Annotated in this window: 15 protein-coding genes; 9 read left to right on the forward strand and 6 right to left on the reverse strand. The window is 74.3% G+C overall.

Features of this window, described 5'->3' with window-relative positions; all coding sequences use genetic code 11:
• Positions 1 to 10: 10 nt before the first annotated feature.
• On the reverse strand, positions 11 to 2,683 hold the full coding sequence (locus tag O7622_RS09830) for a LuxR family transcriptional regulator (protein ID WP_282313037.1): 2,673 nt from the start codon (positions 2,681 to 2,683) through the stop codon (positions 11 to 13).
• A gap of 223 nt (positions 2,684 to 2,906) precedes the next feature.
• Here O7622_RS09830 and O7622_RS09835 point away from each other — a divergent pair, with 223 nt between their 5' ends.
• The 9 genes from O7622_RS09835 to rdgB all read left to right on the forward strand — a co-directional run bounded on the left by O7622_RS09835 (position 2,907) and on the right by rdgB (position 9,637).
• Positions 2,907 to 4,418, forward strand: a complete 1,512-nt coding sequence (locus O7622_RS09835) for a hypothetical protein (protein WP_282313038.1) — start codon at positions 2,907 to 2,909, stop codon at positions 4,416 to 4,418.
• A 115-nt stretch (positions 4,419 to 4,533) separates the two neighbouring features.
• On the forward strand, positions 4,534 to 4,824 hold the full coding sequence (gene clpS, locus O7622_RS09840; protein WP_018786685.1) for an ATP-dependent Clp protease adapter ClpS: 291 nt from the start codon (positions 4,534 to 4,536) through the stop codon (positions 4,822 to 4,824).
• A complete protein-coding gene (locus O7622_RS09845; RefSeq protein ID WP_013284356.1) occupies positions 4,821 to 5,324 on the forward strand; it encodes a DUF2017 domain-containing protein in 504 nt (167 codons plus the stop codon). The genes clpS and O7622_RS09845 overlap by 4 nt, the downstream gene beginning before the upstream one ends.
• Positions 5,325 to 5,379: 55 nt before the next feature.
• Positions 5,380 to 5,868: a M67 family metallopeptidase gene (locus tag O7622_RS09850; protein WP_282313039.1), complete on the forward strand. Its 489-nt coding sequence runs from the start codon at positions 5,380 to 5,382 to the stop codon at positions 5,866 to 5,868.
• A gap of 66 nt (positions 5,869 to 5,934) precedes the next feature.
• The gene (locus tag O7622_RS09855; protein WP_282313040.1) at positions 5,935 to 6,273 is read left to right on the forward strand and encodes a MoaD family protein; all 339 of its coding nucleotides are present in this window, start codon (positions 5,935 to 5,937) and stop codon (positions 6,271 to 6,273) included.
• A gap of 10 nt (positions 6,274 to 6,283) precedes the next feature.
• Positions 6,284 to 7,249 carry a pyridoxal-phosphate dependent enzyme gene (locus O7622_RS09860; protein WP_282313041.1) on the forward strand — a complete coding sequence of 322 codons (966 nt, stop codon included), beginning with the start codon at positions 6,284 to 6,286 and terminating at the stop codon, positions 7,247 to 7,249.
• A gap of 225 nt (positions 7,250 to 7,474) precedes the next feature.
• Complete coding sequence (locus O7622_RS09865) at positions 7,475 to 8,221, forward strand: MBL fold metallo-hydrolase (RefSeq protein ID WP_282313042.1); 747 nt, start codon at positions 7,475 to 7,477, stop codon at positions 8,219 to 8,221.
• Positions 8,222 to 8,294: 73 nt separating this feature from the next.
• Positions 8,295 to 9,023: a ribonuclease PH gene (gene rph / locus O7622_RS09870; protein ID WP_282313043.1), complete on the forward strand. Its 729-nt coding sequence runs from the start codon at positions 8,295 to 8,297 to the stop codon at positions 9,021 to 9,023.
• Positions 9,020 to 9,637, forward strand: a complete 618-nt coding sequence (gene rdgB, locus O7622_RS09875) for an RdgB/HAM1 family non-canonical purine NTP pyrophosphatase (protein WP_013284362.1) — start codon at positions 9,020 to 9,022, stop codon at positions 9,635 to 9,637. The genes rph and rdgB overlap by 4 nt, the downstream gene beginning before the upstream one ends.
• A 67-nt stretch (positions 9,638 to 9,704) precedes the next feature.
• Here rdgB and hutH read toward each other — a convergent pair whose 3' ends face one another.
• Genes hutH through hutU form a run of 5 tightly spaced genes read right to left on the reverse strand, consistent with a single transcriptional unit; the run spans position 9,705 to position 16,618 of the window.
• Positions 9,705 to 11,243, reverse strand: coding sequence for a histidine ammonia-lyase (gene hutH / locus O7622_RS09880; protein WP_282313044.1), 1,539 nt, complete (start codon positions 11,241 to 11,243; stop codon positions 9,705 to 9,707).
• On the reverse strand, positions 11,240 to 12,409 hold the full coding sequence (gene hutI / locus O7622_RS09885) for an imidazolonepropionase (protein ID WP_282313045.1): 1,170 nt from the start codon (positions 12,407 to 12,409) through the stop codon (positions 11,240 to 11,242). The genes hutH and hutI overlap by 4 nt, the downstream gene beginning before the upstream one ends.
• Positions 12,406 to 13,770, reverse strand: coding sequence for a formimidoylglutamate deiminase (locus tag O7622_RS09890; RefSeq protein WP_282314098.1), 1,365 nt, complete (start codon positions 13,768 to 13,770; stop codon positions 12,406 to 12,408). Before O7622_RS09890 ends, hutI begins: the two co-directional genes overlap by 4 nt.
• Positions 13,767 to 14,966, reverse strand: coding sequence for an allantoate amidohydrolase (locus O7622_RS09895; protein WP_282313046.1), 1,200 nt, complete (start codon positions 14,964 to 14,966; stop codon positions 13,767 to 13,769). Before O7622_RS09895 ends, O7622_RS09890 begins: the two co-directional genes overlap by 4 nt.
• Positions 14,963 to 16,618, reverse strand: a complete 1,656-nt coding sequence (gene hutU / locus O7622_RS09900; RefSeq protein ID WP_282313047.1) for a urocanate hydratase — start codon at positions 16,616 to 16,618, stop codon at positions 14,963 to 14,965. Before hutU ends, O7622_RS09895 begins: the two co-directional genes overlap by 4 nt.
• Positions 16,619 to 16,625: the final 7 nt, after the last annotated feature.

Below are 16,625 nucleotides of genomic sequence, written 5' to 3' on the forward strand. Positions count from 1 at the left end.
AGCCTAGAGTTCAGCCCGGGTCCGCGCCGTCGTGCCCCGGCATCGACCGCAGTGCGGCCCGCAACTCGCCGCGTCCGGCGACGCCGAGCTTGCTGTAGACGCGCTGGAGGTGGTTCTCCACAGTGCGCGTGGACAGGAACAGCCGCTCGGCGATGGCGCGGCTGGTCACGCCGTCGGCGGCGAGGCGGGCGATCTCCCACTCCCGGTCGCTGAGCGTCGGGCGCAGCAGCCGCAGCGCCGGGGTGGAGATCTCGTCGCAGCGGCGCAGCAGGTCGGCGAGGCGTTCCCGGATCGGCCCGGTGGCGCCGGCCCGGACGTGTCGCGTCCGGTGCAGCGCCAGGGCGGTCGCCTCGGCCGCGTACACGATCAGCTCCCGGTCGGCGAAGTCGTCGGCGACGGCCAGCAGCGCGTCCGGCGAGCCGTCGACGGCGGCCCGGCCGAAGCGGGCGACCAGCGGCGGCAGCACGCCGTCGACCTGCTCGGAGAGTTCGGCCAGGCGCTGCGCCACGGTGCGCCGGCCACCGTCGGTGCAGGTCGGGCCGACCGGCGCGGCGGCCTGATCCAGCCGGACCAGGTCGAGCAGGACGAGCAGTTCGTGCCCGGCCAGGCCGTCCTCGCGCAGCCGGTCGGCGAGTGCGCACAGGTGCTTGGTGGCCGCGGGCAGGTCACCGGTGGCGGCCTGGACCGCGCCCCGGGCCTGTTCCAGCCACGGATAGAGCACGGCCATGCCGGGCGCGTGGGTCCGGTCCGCCTCGGCCATCGCCTCGGCCGCGTGCGTCACGTCCCCGCGCAGCGCGGCGGCCTGGGCGCGCTCGGCGTGCGCGAGACCCGCGTACACCCGGCTGGTGGCGAGCACCGCGCACGCCTCCAGGCTGGTCCGCAGCGCGTCGTCCCCGCGCCCGCGCAGCCGCGCCGCGTACGCCTGGAGGATGGCCAGGTATCCGGTGCCGAGCCGGAAGTCGCCGGCTCCGGCCAGGTCGGCGAACTCGTCGGCGACGATCGCGTCGATGCCGGGCAGGTCGCCGGAGAGCGTCAGCCGGGTGCCCCGGGCCAGTTCCATGGCGAGCTGGAGGTAGGGCATGTCGGCCCGCCAGCACGCCGCCTCGGCCTGCACGCGGGCGATCGCGTTGGCGCTGAGCTGGTACTGCCCCTGCGCGGCCTGGAGGTGGGCGAGCGTGCAGCGGGCCAGCTCCCGGGCGGCCATCGGGGCGGCGGGCCGGTCCAGCACCTCCTGGGCCAGCCGTACCGCGACGTCGACGTCGAGCCGGTGCAGCCGCATGATGGCCTCGAACGCGCGTACGCGGGCCCGGTCGGCGGGGTCGCGCAGCTCCTCGCCCCGCGCGGCGATCTCCTCCACGGTGGACTCGCGGTTGAGCCCCCAGTAGCTGACCATGCCCCGGACGGTCAGCCACCGGCTGCGCCGCCGGTCGTCGTGGATCTCACCGGCGACCTGGTCGAGCACGCTGATCGCCTCGTCCGGCCGGTCGCCGAACATGAGGATGGTGGCGAGCAGCTCCGCCGCGTCCGTGCCGCCGCCGGCTTCCAGCGCGGCCCGCGCCAGCCGGGTGGCCAGCGGCACGTCGTACCTGCCGAACGCCTGCACCGCCGCGTCGAGCAGCAGGGCCACGTCCTGCGCCGTACCCGAGTCGAGTCGCCACACCGCGACGCGCAGCAGGTCGTCCCGGCGGCGCTTGCCGACCTGTTCCAGCAGTCCGGCGAGGGTGGCCTGGAGCCGGCGGGTGCGGCTGACCGGGCAGTGCCGGCGCATCACCTCGCCGTAGAGCGGGTGCGCCAGGCGGACGTTGAGCCGCCGGTCGTCGTGGACCAGCGCGATGAGCCCGCGTTCCTCGGCCGTCTCCACGTCCGCCGGGTCGACCGCCCGTTCCAGCAGTTGCAGGCCCAGCGGTTCGCCGAAGGCGACCAGCTCGACGACCGCCCGGACACCGGGGGTGAGCTGGCCGATCCGGGTGTCGATCAGGTCGGTGAGGCTGGGCGCCAGCTCCAGCCGGCCGGTCCAGGTCCAGATGCCGTACCTGGTGTTCAGCTCGTCCTCGGCGGCCAGCACCAGCTCCCGCAGCAGCAGCGGGTTGCCGGCGGAGAGCTGGAACAGACGCTCCGAGGAGCCGGCGTCGACCGGTCCGCCCACGATGGCGGCGAGCAGCCCGGTGGTCTCGCTGCGGCACAGCGGGCCCAGCTCGACCAGGTCGGCCAGGCCGTCGGTCCAGAGCGCGCGGATCGGCAGCGGGACCTGTTCGCCGTTGCGCAGCGTCCCGATGACGTACGCGTTCTCCGAGCGGGCGACCAGGTGCACGAGCGCCGCCGAGGGCGGGTCGAGCAGATGCGCGTCGTCGATGGCGAGCACGACGGGCCGGCCGGCGGCCTGTTCCTGGAGCACGTCCATGGCCCAGCGCAGGATCCCGGCGGGGGACAGGCCCTGCGGCTGCGAGGCGGGCAGCACCTGGACCAGCCCGCCGAACGGCAACGCGGCTGTGGTGGCGCTGGCCGCGATGGACCAGATCGCGTACCGCTCGGGGGAGAGCGCGGCCACCCCCTCGCGCAGCAGCCGGCTCTTGCCGACCCCGGCGTCACCGCTGAAGAGCAACCCGCGCCCCTCCGGCCCCCCGACCGCCGACAACAGACGGTTGAGTTCATCAGTACGGCCGACGAACTCCCACCTACTCATCGATGCAGCATATCGACCGTGTTCCGTCCGCGTACGCGCCGTCACGCAGTGAAGTTGAGTAATCTGTTCATTACCCGTGAGTACCGGATGTGTTGGTTGTCGGATGGCCGACACCCGTACTCTTCCGGCAGTCCCTGCAACCAGGGAGAATCCGCGATCGGTACCCCGGTCGCCAGACCGGGAGGCCCGCCTGATGACGCCAGGTTCGCTCCCTTCGGTCGACGTGCCCGACCCACGCCGCCGGGCCGAGTCCCCCGGATGTGCCCCGCTGCCGACCCGGCTCGGGGTGACCGCGCCCGGTCCGGACGAGCCGATGGCTGTGGTCGTCGCCGGTCCGGCCGGCGCCAGCCGGCGCGAGCTGATCGCCGGCCTGCTCGGGGTCGAGGCCGCGACGCTCGCCGTACCGCCGGGAAGCAACCTGCTGGTCCAGCACGCCGCCACCGCCACCCGCGCCGCGTACGTCCCGGGCTATCGCCAGCCGCACGCCTACGGCGCCGACCCGCTCGCCGCCGGTCCGGCGCTGGCCCGGCCGCCGCGCCGGGTCGAACTGAGCCTGCCCGATCCGCTGCTGCGGCACTTCGCGGTGGTCGACACGCCTGATACCGGCACGCTCGGCGTCGCAGGCGGCCGGGTGCTGCGCGACGCCGTCGGCCGGGCCGGCGCGCTGCTCTTCGTGATCTCCGCCGACCAGGCGTTCAGCGCGGCCGAGCTGCACCTGCTCGCCGAGGTGGCGCGTACCCCGGTCGAGGTGTTCTTCGCCGTCACTCCCGGCGTGACCGGCCCGGCGACGCCGGGCGACGGCGCGCAGGCCCAGGACCGGGCGGCGTCCGGCCGGACCGGGCCCACCCGGCGGCTCGACCCGGTGTCGGTCTCGATCGAGGCGCACCGCGCGGCGCTGCTGGCCGCGGTGCCGGCGCTCACCCCGGCCCGGTGGTTCCCGGCCCGCCGCGCCGAGCTGCCGCAGCTGCGCCGGGCGCTGGTCGGCTGGGCGGCCGACGAGGTGCTGCGTCGCGGCAGCGCCCGCCCGCCGGTGCCGGCCGGCGCGCATGGCCGGGTGCCGGTGCTCGCCGGCGTCGATCCGGGCGAGCTGGCCGACCGGATCGACCGCCAGGCCCGCGCCTGCGCCCGCCGGATCCGCCAGCACCTCGCCCTGGAACTGGCCAACATCCACCTGCGGGTGGTGCAGGAGATCGTCTTCGGGGTCGGCTGCGCCGGCCTGCCGCAGATGCTCGACCGGGAGCTGGAGGCGCTGTCGCTGCTCGCCACCGCCCAGTGCGACGAGACCGTGCGCGGCCTGGTCGACGAGGCCGCCGCCCGGGTGTTCGGCGCGCCGCTGGCCGAGGGGGTACGCCGGCGGATCACCCACGCGGTGCGCTGGGGCCTGGCCGACCACCCGGACGGCCCCGAGCTGGACCGGGTGCTCCTGGTGACCAGCACGGCCGGGGTCGCCGGGCTGACCGGCGCGGGCGCCCTGGACGCGCTGGCCGGGCTGCCCGGCGCGCAGCGTGACGAGGTGCTCCCGCCGGTCGGCGTCGCCCTCAACGGCGGCTGCTGGCAGCACTGGCGGGCGCCCGGCAACAACGACCCGAACGCCGCCCGGTCCTGGGCCCAGCGCGCGCTGCGCGAGGTCGAACTCGAACTGTCCCGCGAGGTGTCCCGCCGCTTCGAGGTGATCCGTCTCTCGCTGGGCGCGGTGCTCGCCGATGCGGTCGACCACGGCATCCTGCTTGCCTGACCACGCCACCGGCACACGGCGACCCGGGCTCGCGTACGCGGCCCGGGCGGGTGACGACGACCCGCGCGCCGTTCCGGTTCATCGGTTCCCCGGATCCGGTGGCACGATGGGGGGCATGGCGGCTCCACAGGTTGCGCCGGTCGAGACGCCGGACACCGAAGAGGTGCCGGTTTCCGACCGGCCATGGGTGACCATCGTCTGGGACGATCCGGTCAATCTGATGACGTATGTGACCTGGGTGTTCCAGAAGCTCTTCGGGTACAGCCGGGAGAAGGCGGAGCGGCTCATGCTGGACGTGCACCACAAGGGCAAGGCCGTGGTCTCCAGCGGCGCGCGGGAGCGGATGGAACACGACGCGGCGCAACTGCACGCGTACGGGCTCTGGGCGACGGTGGACAGGTCATGAGCATGTTCCGCCGCCGGGGCGACCACTACGTGGCCACGTTCGCGGTCGACGAGGTCCGGGTGCTGCGCAAGGTCGCCAACGAGGTGGTCGGCCTGCTGACCGACGGCTTCGACCACGGCGATCCCGTGGTCGGTCGGCTCTTCCCCGACGTCTACCCGGACGACGACGCCGGCACCGCCGAGTTCCGCCGCTACACCGAGGGCGACCTGAAGACCGGCAAGATCGACCAGGCGGGCGCCGTCCTCGCCGCGCTGCCCGACGGTGACGCCGGTGGTGAGGTACGGCTGGACGCGGAGGCGGCCGAGGCGTGGCTGCGCGCGCTGAACGACGCCCGGCTGGCGATGGGCGTACGCCTGGAGATCAAGGACGGCACCGACCTGGGCGAGGAACTCGACGACGCGGTGGCCGCGGACCCGGGTTCGTCCCGGGTGTTCCAACTGTCGGTCTACGCCTATCTCGGATATCTCCAGGAGTCCCTGCTCAACGCGCTGATCGACTGAGTGGTGACGGTCGCCACCTCGCCGCCCGGGCTGGCCAGGCGCTAGGCTTGGCGGCGTGCTGAGCATCGACCGGTCGATCATCGACGCGATCGTCGCCCACGCGCGTCGGGACCACCCGGACGAGGCGTGCGGCGTGGTCGCCGGTCCCGTCGGCAGCGACACCCCGACCCGGCACATCCCGATGGACAACGCCGCCCGCTCCATGACGTTCTACGAGTTCGACTCGATGGAGCAGTTGCGGGTGTGGCGCGAGATGGACGACCGCGACGAGGAACCGGTCGTCATCTACCACTCGCACACCGCGACGGAGGCCTACCCGTCGCGTACGGACGTCTCCTTCGCCGGCGAGCCGGGCGCGCACTACCTGCTCGTCTCGACCCGCGAGCCCGACACCGAGGAGATCCGCTCCTTCCGGATCGTCGACGGCGTGGTCACCGAGGAACCGGTGGAGATCATGGATGCCGCCGTGGACCCGAACGCCGTCCAGTCCTACATGTTCGGGCAGAGCCCGGCGACGGTCGACTACGAGTGTTCCGACCGCTGACCTTCAGCGCCGGCACCTTCCTTTCCCGTCACCTGGCACGATCCCGAACGAGGAGCACGAGACACCATGGCCATCGAGGTTCGCATCCCCACCATCCTGCGCAGCTACACCGGCGGCGCGAAGGTCGTCGAGGGCAGCGGCGACACGCTCGCCGACCTGATCACCGACCTGGACTCCCGGCACGGCGGCCTGAAGGCCCGCCTGGTCACCGACGCGGGCGTGCTGCACCGGTTCGTCAACGTCTACGTCAACGACGAGGACGTCCGCTTCCTCGGCGCGCTCGACGCCAAGCTCAACGACGGCGACAGCGTGACCATCCTGCCGGCCGTCGCCGGCGGCGCGTTCGGCTTCGCGGCCGCCGCGGCGATCGCCTCGCACGCGGTCTCCATGCGCGCCGCCCGCTGAGGGGCCCGCGATGGCGCGGTACGACAGCCTGCTCGACGCCTGCGGCGGCACGCCGCTCGTCGGGCTGCCCCGGCTCTCGCCGACGGTGCCCGAGGGTGCGCCGCCGGTGCGGCTCTGGGCCAAGCTGGAGGACCGGAACCCGACCGGCAGCATCAAGGACCGCGCGGCGCTGTTCATGGTGCGCGCGGCCGAGGAGGCCGGCCGGCTCCGCCCCGGTGACACGATCCTGGAGCCGACCAGCGGCAACACCGGCATCTCGCTGGCCATGGTGGCGAAGCTGCGGGGCTACCGGCTGGTCTGCGTGATGCCGGAGAACGTCTCCACCGAGCGGGTGCAACTGCTCCGGATGTACGGCGCGGAGATCATCTTCTCGCCGGCCGCCGGTGGCTCGAACCAGGCCGTCGCGACCGCGAAGCAGATCTCCGCCGAGCACCCGGACTGGGTGATGCTCTACCAGTACGGCAACGAGGCGAACGCCCGGGCGCACTACGAGACGACCGGGCCGGAGCTGTTGCAGGACCTGCCGGGCATCACCCACTTCGTGGCCGGGCTGGGCACCACCGGCACGCTCATGGGCACCGGGCGCTACCTGCGGGAGAAGGTCGAGGGCATCCAGATCGTGGCGGCCGAGCCGCGCTACGGCGAGCTGGTCTACGGTCTGCGCAACATCGACGAGGGCTACGTGCCCGAGCTGTACGACGCCGGGGTGCTGTCCCGCCGCTTCTCCGTGGGCACCCGGGACGCGGTGCTGCGTACCCGGCAGCTCGTCGAGGTGGAGGGCGTCTTCGCCGGGTTCTCCACCGGGGCCATCCTGCACGCCGCGCTCGCGGTGGCGCACGAGGCGGTCCGCGACGGCCGCCGCGCGGACGTGGCGTTCGTGGTCTGCGACGGCGGCTGGAAATACCTGTCGACCGGCGCGTACGGCGGCACCCTCGCCGACGCGGAGGATGCCCTGGAGGGTCAGCTCTGGGCCTGACGGACCGATGGCCGGTCCGGTCGGTGGCGTGCCCGCCGGCCGGACCGCCGGTCTCGTCCGGAGCGGACGTGTATGGGTGTCACGTTGATGACAACTTCCGGCAGATGATTCTTGCTCGACCGGGGCGGCGCGTAGGCTGCGCAGCGTGGCGAGCGCGTCGGTAGAGATCATCGGCGGCGCCGCCGCCGGCGCATCGACTACTCATCGTGAGATCGAGGCCACCGGATGAGACTGACCGTCCTCGGCTGCGCGGGCAGCTTCCCGGGGCCCGAATCGCCCTGTTCGGCCTATCTCATGGAAGCCGAGGGCTTCCGGCTCCTGATCGACTTCGGCGTGGGCTCGCTGTCCACGCTCCAGCGCTACGTCGGGCTGCACGCCCCCGACGCCATCCTCCTCACCCATCTGCACTGCGACCACATGTTCGACGCCGTGTCCTACGTGGTGGTACGCCGGTACGCGCCGGACGGCCCGTACCCGCCCCTGCCGATGTACGCCCCCTCCGGCGCGCCCGACCGGCTGGCCACCGCGTACGGGCAGGAGGAGGGCTCGGTGGAGGACGTCTACCAGTTCTACGGCCTCCAGCCGGGCACGTTCCCGATCGGCCCGTTCACCGTCACGGTCGACCGGATGAACCACCCGGTCGAGACGTACGGGGTGCGGCTGGAGCACGGCGGCCGGGTGTTCTGCTACTCCGCCGACACGGCGCCCTGTGAGGCGCTGCTGCGCCTGGCCCAGGACGCCGACGTGTTCCTCTGCGAGGCGAGCTACATGGACGGCGTGGAGAACCCGCCGGATCTGCACCTGACCGGCCGGGAGGCCGGCGAGGTGGCCACCAAGGCGGGGGTGGGACGGCTCCTGCTCACCCATCTCGTACCCGCCTGGGGCAGCGAGTCGCAGACGGTGGAGGCGGCAGCCGGGGCGTACGCCGGGCCGTTGGACGTGGTCCGGCCCGGCGCCTGCTACGAGGTCTGAGCCCGGCGGCGGCCGCGTCGTGTCGGCGGGCACCCGCGGGCGGTGCGATCACCGCACCGCATAGGGTGCAGGCATGGTGCGACCTGACGGGCGGCGGCCCGACCAACTCCGACCGGTGACCCTGACCCGGGGCTGGAGCACCCACCCGGAGGGCTCGGTGCTCGTCGAGTTCGGCGCGACCCGGGTCCTCTGCACGGCGAGCGTCACCGAAGGCGTGCCCCGCTGGCGCAAGGGCTCCGGGCTGGGCTGGGTGACCGCCGAGTACGCGATGCTGCCCCGCGCCACGAACACCCGCTCGGACCGGGAGAGCGTCCGTGGCAAGGTCGGCGGCCGGACCCACGAGATCTCCCGGCTGATCGGCCGCAGCCTGCGCGCCTGCGTCGATCTCAAGGCGCTCGGCGAGAACTCGATCGTGCTGGACTGCGACGTGCTCCAGGCCGACGGCGGCACCCGTACCGCCGCGATCACCGGCGCGTACGTCGCGCTGCACGACGCGGTGACCTGGCTCGCCGGGCGCAAGGCGCTGGCCGGCAAGGTGGAGAAGGTGATGCACCGCTCGGTGGCCGCGGTGAGCGTCGGGGTGATCGGCGGCGAGCCGATGCTCGACCTCTGCTACGCCGAGGACGTGACCGCCGAGGTCGACATGAACGTGGTCTGCACCGGCACCGGCGACTTCGTCGAGGTGCAGGGCACCGGTGAGGCGGGCGTCTTCGCCCGTGACCAGCTCGACGCGCTGCTCGACCTGGGCGTGGCGGGCTGCCTGGAACTGGCCGACGCGCAGCGGAAGGCGCTCTCGTCATGAACAAGGTCCTGCTCGCCACCCGGAACCGGAAGAAGCTGGTCGAACTCCAGCGGATCCTGGACGGCGCGCTCGGCGCGCACCGGATCGCCCTGCTCGGGCTCGACGACGTCGAGGAGTACCCGGAGCTGCCCGAGACCGGCCTCACGTTCGGCGAGAACGCGCTGATCAAGGCGCGGGAGGGCTGCCGGCGTACCGGTCTGCCGACCATCGCCGACGACTCCGGGCTGGCGGTGGACGCCCTCAACGGCATGCCTGGTGTGTTCAGCGCCCGCTGGTCCGGGGGGCACGGCGACGACCGGGCCAACCTCCAGCTCGTGCTGGACCAGGTCGCCGACGTGCCGGACGAGCACCGGGGCGCCGCGTTCGTCTGCACCGTCGCGCTGGTGCTGCCCGGCGGCAAGGAGCACCTGGTCGACGGCCGCCAGTCCGGCCGGCTGCTGCGCGCGCCGCGCGGCGACGGCGGCTTCGGCTACGACCCGATCTTCCTGGGCGACGGGCAGGAGCGCACCAACGCGGAGCTGACGCCCGAGGAGAAGGACGCGGTCAGCCACCGCGGCAAGGCGCTGCGGGAGCTGGCCAAGCTGGTCGCGAAGGTGCTCCCACCCGCCGCCTGACCCGGCCCCGCCGGGCACCCGGCCGCAGCGCCGACCGGGCACCCGGCCGGACGCCGGACCGGCCCCCTCAGGCGAGCGGGCCGATCTCCCGCTCGATCGCCGCGCGCAGCTCCGGGCCGCGTACCACCTCGCACGCGGCCTCCATCAGCGGCGCGAGGAACACGTCCGGTCCCGGCTCGCCGATGGTGCGGCCCAGCACGTCGAGCGCCGCCCGCCCGGCCGGTGACGGCGTCAGCGGCGCGCGGAGCTGGAGTCCGCGTACGGCCGACAGCAACTCCACCGCGAGCAGGCTGGTCAGGTTGTCCAGCACGGTGCGCAGCTTCTTGGCGGCCGCCCAGCCCATCGAGACGTGGTCCTCCTGCATGCCACTGGTGGGCAGCGAGTCGACCGAGGCGGGCGCGGCCAGCCGGCGGTTCTCCGCCACGATCCCGGCGGCGGTGTACTGGGCGATCATCAGCCCGGAGTTCACCCCGGCGTCCGGCGACAGGAACGCGGGCAGCTCCCGGGAGCGGGTGACATCCAGCAGCCGGTCCACCCGGCGTTCGGCGATCGCGCCCACCTCGGCGGCGGCGATGGCGAGGTAGTCGGCGGCGAAGCCGAGCGGCGCGCCGTGGAAGTTGCCGGTCGACTCGACCCGCCCGTCCGGCAGCACCACCGGGTTGTCCACCACCGACAGCAGCTCCCGGCCGGCCACCACCTCGACGAAGTCGAGCGTGTCCCGGGCCGCTCCGGCGACCTGCGGGGCGCAGCGCATCGAGTACGCGTCCTGCACCGCGTGCGCCAGGTCGTCGCGGTGCGAGTCCATCACCGCCGAGCCCTGCAACAGCCGGTGGATGTTCGCCGCCGACGCGGCCTGACCGGGATGCGGGCGGATCGCGTGCAGCTCGGGCAGGAACGGCCGCTCCGAGCCGAGCATCGCCTCGATGGCCAGGGCCGCCGTCACGTCCGCCATGGCGAACAGGTGCCGGGCGTCGGAGACGGCGAGCAGCAGCATGCCGAGCATGCCGTCGGTGCCGTTGATCAGCGCCAGCCCCTCCTTGGCGGCGAGTGACACCGGCTTCAGCCCGACCCGGCGCAGCGCGTCGGCGGCCGGGATGCGCTCACCGGCCGGGCCGAGCACCCAGCCCTCGCCGAGCAGGACCAGCGCGCAGTGCGCCAGCGGCGCCAGGTCGCCGGACGCGCCGAGCGAGCCGTGCTCGGGCACCCACGGGGTGACCTCGTGGTTGAGCAGGTCCACGAGCGCCTCGGCGACCAGCGGGCGGACCCCGGAGCGGCCGAGCGCCAGCGAGCGGACCCGCAGCAGCATCATGGCGCGTACCACCTCGCGCGGCATCGGCGCGCCCACCCCGGCGGCGTGCGAGCGGATCAGTGCGTGCTGAAGCTCGGCCCGGCGCTCCGGGGCGACGAACGTGTTGGCGAGGGCGCCGAAGCCGGTGGAGACGCCGTACACCGGGCGACCGGCCGCCTCGATGCCGTCCACGATGGATCGGGAGGCCGCCATCGCCTCGGTGGCGGCCGGGTCGAGCACGACCTTGGCGGTGCCGCGGGCCACCGCGAGCACGTCGGCGGGGGTGACGCCGGTGGACAGGACGGTCACGGTGGTCATCGCGGTACTCCGTTGTGCAGGACCCGGCGGATCAGTGGCACGCCCGGCCGGTAGGCCAGGTGCAGGTGGGACGGGGCGTCGAGGACGATCAGGTCGGCCCGCGCCCCGGGGGTCAGCCGCCCCACGTCGGTGCGGCGCAGCGCCGCCGCCCCGCCGGCGGTCGCGGCCCACACCGCCTCCGCCGGGGTCATCCGCATCTCGCGTACGGCGAGCGCGACGCAGAACGGCATCGACGACGTGTACGACGACCCGGGGTTGCAGTCGGTGGCGAGCGCGACCGTGACGCCCGCGTCGAGCAGCCGCCGGGCGTCCGGGTACGGCGACCGGGTGGAGAACTCGGCGCCTGGTAGCAGTGTGGCGACCGTCTCCGAGCCGGCCAGCGCGTCGACGTCGGCGTCGGTCAGGTGGGTGCAGTGGTCGACGCTCGCCGCGCCCATCTCCACGCCGAGCCGGACGCCCGGCCCGGGACCGAGCTGGTTGGCGTGCAGCCGTACGCCGAGACCGGCGGCCTGCCCGCAGGCGAGGATCGCGCGGGCGTGGTCGGCGTCGAACGCGCCCCGCTCACAGAACACGTCGATCCAGCGGGCGTACGGCGCGGCGGCCGCCAGCATCGGCCCGCACACCAGGCCCACGTAGTCGTCCGGGCGGTCGGCGTACTCGGCCGGGACCACGTGCGCGCCGAGGAACGTGGTGTCGCCTGTGAACTCGGCGGCGATCCGCAGCGAGCGGGCCTCGTCGGCGACGTTCAGGCCGTACCCGCTCTTGATCTCGACGGTGGTGGTGCCCTGCCGCAGCATCTCCGCGCGCAGCCTGCCCACCGTGGCGCGCAGCGCGTCGTCGGAGGCCGCACGGGTGGCGCCGACAGTGGTCCTGATGCCGCCGCCGGTGTAGGGCTCGCCTGCCATCCGGGCGGCGAACTCGGCGGCCCGGTCCCCGGCGAAGACCAGGTGGGCGTGGCTGTCCACGAAGCCGGGCAGCACCGCCGCGCCACCGGCGTCGATCCGCCGGTCGGCGGCCGGCGCGTGCCGGGCCGGACCGGTCCAGGCCACCTCGCCGTCCTCGATGAGCAGCGCGGCGTCGCGGCGGACGCCGAGCGGGTCGCCGTCGCGGCCGTCGTTGGTGACCAGCTCGCCGATGTGGTCGACGAGCAGGCTGCCGCGCGTCACGAGTCCTCCTTCGCGGTCACCGCCGCGATCGCGTCCCGCAGCTCGGTGGGTACGTCCACGGTCAGGTGCCGGCCGCCGTCCACCACGGGCCGGCCGTCCACCACGACGCTGGTCACGTCCGCGGCGGTGGCGGCGAGGAACGCGCCGACCGGCGGCACCCCGGCGGTGCGGGCGCTGTCGAGCCGTACCGTGACCAGGTCGGCCCGCTGCCCGACGGCGAGCCGGCCGGCGTCGCCCCAGCCCAGCGCGGCGTGCCCGCCGACGGTGGCGGCGCCGAGCAGCTCGGCCGGCGTGAAGTGCCCCCGCCGCCGGGTACGCAGCCGCTCGTCCATCTCCAGCGCGCGGGCCTCCTCGAACAGGTCCACCACGGCGTGACTGTCGCTGCCCAGGCTCAGCGGGCTGCCCGCGTCGGCCATCCGGCGCACCGGGCCGACCCCGTCGGCCAGGTCGCGTTCGGTGGTGGGGCAGACGCAGACCCGGGTGCGGCTGTCGCCGAGCAGCGCCACGTCGGCGGCGGTCGGGTGGGTGGCGTGCACGGCTGTGGTGTGCGGGCCGAGTACGCCGTGGTCGGCCAACAGCCGCGCCGGGGTGCACCCGTGCACGGCCCGGCAGGCGTCGTTCTCGGCCGGCTGCTCGGACAGGTGCACATGCAGCGGCAGTCCGTTGCGGTCGGCCCAGCCGGCCACCGTGGCGAGCTGCCCGGCCGGGACCGCGCGCACCGAGTGGATGGCCGCGCCGAGCCGGACGTGCTCGTCGGACGGGCGGAACGCGTCCACCCGCTCCGCCCAGCGCAGCGCGTCGCCGTCGCCGAACCGGCGTTGCGGTCCGGCCAGCGGCGCACCGTCCACGCCCCCGGCCAGGTACGCGGTGTCCAGCAGCGTGAGCCGGATCCCGGCGTGCGCGGCGGCCTCCACGAGCGCGGCGGACATGGCGTTCGGGTCGTCGTACGGGGTGCCGCCGGGACCGTGGTGCAGGTAGTGGAACTCGCCCACGCAGGTGATCCCGGCCAGCGCCATCTCCGCGTACACGGCTCGGGCCAGCGCCAGGTAGGAGTCCGGGTCGAGCCGGATCGCGACGGCGTACATCAGGCTGCGCCAGGACCAGAAGTCGCCGCGCCCGTCGTGGGTGCGCCCGCGCAGCGCCCGGTGGAACGCGTGCGAGTGGGCGTTTGCCAGGCCGGGAACCGTCAGGCCGGGCAGCCGGACCGCGTCGCCGAGCACCTCGACCCCGGCGGTCGGCGGACCGTCCACGGTCAGCGGGGTGACAGCGGTGATCCGCCCGTCGGTCGCCTCGATCAGCACGTCCCGGGTGGGCTCGGCGCGGTCGGGCAGCCAGGCGTACTCGGCCAGCCAGCGGGTCAGCGGCATGCCAGTTCCTCCAGCACCCGGGCCAGGGCGGCCACCCCGGCGGCGCAGTCGGCGTCGGTGGCCGCCTCGGCGGGGGAGTGCGACACCCCGGTCGGGTTGCGCACGAACAGCATCGCGGTGGGCAGGTGCGCCGCCAGCACACCCGCGTCGTGCCCGGCGCCGGTGGGCAGCACCGGCGCGCCGAGCAGCGCGGCCAGCCGGTCGGCCAGCCCGCTGTCGAACGCGACGAGTGGGGTCGCCGACTCCTGCGTGCAGGTCAGCGCGGTCCCGTCGCGGCCGGCCCGGTCGGCGGCCTTGGTGCGTACCGCCTCGACCAGACCGTACAGCGTCTCCGCCTCGGCCGCCCGCGCGTCCAGCCAGCCGGTGACCCGGGACGGGATCGCGTTGGTGGCGTTCGGCTCGACCGACACCCGGCCGACTGTGGCGTGCGCGTCGCGCAGCCGGGCCTCCTTGTTCGCCGCCAGCACCGTGAACGCGTAGGTGAGCATCGGGTCGCGGCGGTCGGCCATCCGTGTCGTGCCCGCGTGGTTGCCCTCGCCGGTGAAGTCGAACCGCCACCGGCCGTGCGGCCAGATCGCTGAGGCCACCGCGACCGGCGCGTCCAGGTCGACGAGCGCGCGGCCCTGCTCGACGTGCAGTTCCACGAAGGCCGCGAAGCGGCCGAGCAGCGCCGGGCCGGCGCCCACCGGCCGCTCGCCGAGCGCCTCGGCGAAGGTCGTCCCGGCCTGGTCGCGCAGCCCGGCCGCGCGGTCGACGTCGATCTCGCCGGTGAGCAGCCGAGAGCCCAGGCAGGGTACGCCGAACCGCGCGCCCTCCTCCTCCACGAACGCGGCCACCACCACCGGCCGGTCCGGGGTGACGCCCGTGGCCCGCAGCTCGTCCACGGCGAGGAACGCGCTGACGATGCCGAGCGGACCGTCGTACGCGCCGCCGTGCGGCACCGAGTCGAAGTGGCTGCCGGTGAGCACCGCGCCGCCGGCCGCCGGGTCACCCCACCAGGCGAACAGGTTGCCGTTGCCGTCCTCGGACACCGGCATGCCCCGCCGGTCGGCCTGCTCCCGGAACCAGCCGCGGAGCGTGCGCTCCGGTTCGGTCAGCGCGTAGCGCAGGTAGCCGCCGCTGCCGGCGTCCCGCCCGACCGGGGCGATCTCGTCCCACAGCTCCCGGAACCGGGCCGCCAGGTCGGTCACAGGTCTCCCTCGGCCATCGGGACGCGCACGCCGGTGCGCTCGGCGACCTCGCGGGCGTCGTCGTAGCCGGCGTCCACGTGCCGGATCACGCCCATCGCCGGGTCGTTCGTGAGCACCCGCTCGATCTTCTGCCCGGCCAGCGCGCTGCCGTCGGCCACGCAGACCTGACCGGCGTGGATGGACCGGCCGATACCGACGCCGCCGCCGTGGTGGATGGACACCCAGGACGCGCCGCTGGCGGTGTTGACGAGCGCGTTCAGCAGCGGCCAGTCGGCGATCGCGTCGGAGCCGTCGGCCATCGCCTCGGTCTCCCGGTAGGGGCTGGCCACGCTGCCGCAGTCGAGGTGGTCCCGGCCGATCACCACCGGGGCGCTCAGCTCGCCGGAGGCGACCATCTCGTTGAACCGCACCCCGGCGCGGTCACGTTCGCCGTAGCCGAGCCAGCAGATCCGCGCCGGCAGGCCCTGGAACGCGACCCGCTCGCCGGCCATCCGGATCCACCGGGCGAGGGACTCGTTCTCCGGGAACAGGTCGAGGATGGCCCGGTCGGTGGCGGCGATGTCCTTCGGGTCGCCGGAGAGCGCGGCCCAGCGGAACGGGCCCTTGCCCTCGCAGAACAGCGGCCTGATGTACGCGGGCACGAACCCGGGGAAGTCGAACGCCCGCTCGTATCCGCCGAGTTCGGCCTCGCCCCGGATCGAGTTGCCGTAGTCGAAGACCTCCGCGCCCGCGTCCAGGAAGCCGACCATCGCCTCCACGTGCTTCGCCATCGACGCCCGGGCCCGGTCGGTGAACTCGGTCGGCTCGGCCGCCGCGTAGTCCCGCGCGTCGGCCGGGTCCACCCCCTCCGGCAGGTACGACAGCGGGTCGTGCGCGCTCGTCTGGTCGGTCACGATGTCGATGGCCGCGCCCCGGCGCAGCAGCTCGGGGAAGACGGTGGCGGCGTTGCCGACCACACCGACGCTGCGTGCCCGCCGGTCCCGCTTCGCGGCGAGCGCCCGCTCGACCGCGTCGTCCAGCGAGTCGGCGATCTCGTCGAGGTAGCGGTCGTGCGCCCGTCGCTCCAGCCGGGACCGGTCGACGTCCACGATCAGGCAGGCGCCGCCGTTCATGGTTACCGCGAGCGGCTGCGCGCCGCCCATGCCGCCGCACCCGGCGGTGAGCGTCAGCGTGCCGGCGAGCGTGCCGCCGAAGCGCTTCTCGGCCACCGCGGCGAACGTCTCGTACGTGCCCTGGAGGATGCCCTGGGTGCCGATGTAGATCCAGGAACCGGCGGTCATCTGCCCGTACATGGTCAGGCCCAGCGACTCCAGGCGGCGGAACTCCGGCCAGGTGGTCCAGTCGCCGACCAGGTTGGAGTTGGCCAGCAGCACGCGCGGCGCCCACTCGTGGGTGCGCATCACCCCGACCGGGCGGCCGGACTGCACGAGCATGGTCTCGTCGTCGCGCAGTCCGGTCAGCGTCCGCACCAGCGCGTGGTACGACGGCCAGTCCCGGGCCGCCTTGCCGGTCCCCCCGTAGACCACCAGATCCTCGGGGCGCTCGGCCACCTCGGGGTCGAGATTGTTCATCAGCATCCGCAGGGCGGCCTCCTGCGGCCACCCCTTCGCGGTGCGTGCGGTGCCGCGGGCGGCGCGGACGGGCTGGTGCATCTCGTAC

This window comes from Micromonospora sp. WMMD1076 (assembly GCF_029581475.1).
Lineage (GTDB): Bacteria > Actinomycetota > Actinomycetes > Mycobacteriales > Micromonosporaceae > Micromonospora > Micromonospora aurantiaca.

Coding starts and splice junctions, on each gene's coding strand:
- rph (WP_282313043.1), top strand. CDS start 8,295: ATGGTGCGACCTGACGGGCGGCGGCCCGACCAACTCCGACCGGTGACC.
- O7622_RS09830 (WP_282313037.1), bottom strand. CDS start 2,683: ATGAGTAGGTGGGAGTTCGTCGGCCGTACTGATGAACTCAACCGTCTG.
- O7622_RS09855 (WP_282313040.1), top strand. CDS start 5,935: ATGGCCATCGAGGTTCGCATCCCCACCATCCTGCGCAGCTACACCGGC.
- rdgB (WP_013284362.1), top strand. CDS start 9,020: ATGAACAAGGTCCTGCTCGCCACCCGGAACCGGAAGAAGCTGGTCGAA.
- hutH (WP_282313044.1), bottom strand. CDS start 11,243: ATGACCACCGTGACCGTCCTGTCCACCGGCGTCACCCCCGCCGACGTG.
- O7622_RS09845 (WP_013284356.1), top strand. CDS start 4,821: ATGAGCATGTTCCGCCGCCGGGGCGACCACTACGTGGCCACGTTCGCG.
- O7622_RS09860 (WP_282313041.1), top strand. CDS start 6,284: ATGGCGCGGTACGACAGCCTGCTCGACGCCTGCGGCGGCACGCCGCTC.
- clpS (WP_018786685.1), top strand. CDS start 4,534: ATGGCGGCTCCACAGGTTGCGCCGGTCGAGACGCCGGACACCGAAGAG.
- hutU (WP_282313047.1), bottom strand. CDS start 16,618: ATGCACCAGCCCGTCCGCGCCGCCCGCGGCACCGCACGCACCGCGAAG.
- O7622_RS09865 (WP_282313042.1), top strand. CDS start 7,475: ATGAGACTGACCGTCCTCGGCTGCGCGGGCAGCTTCCCGGGGCCCGAA.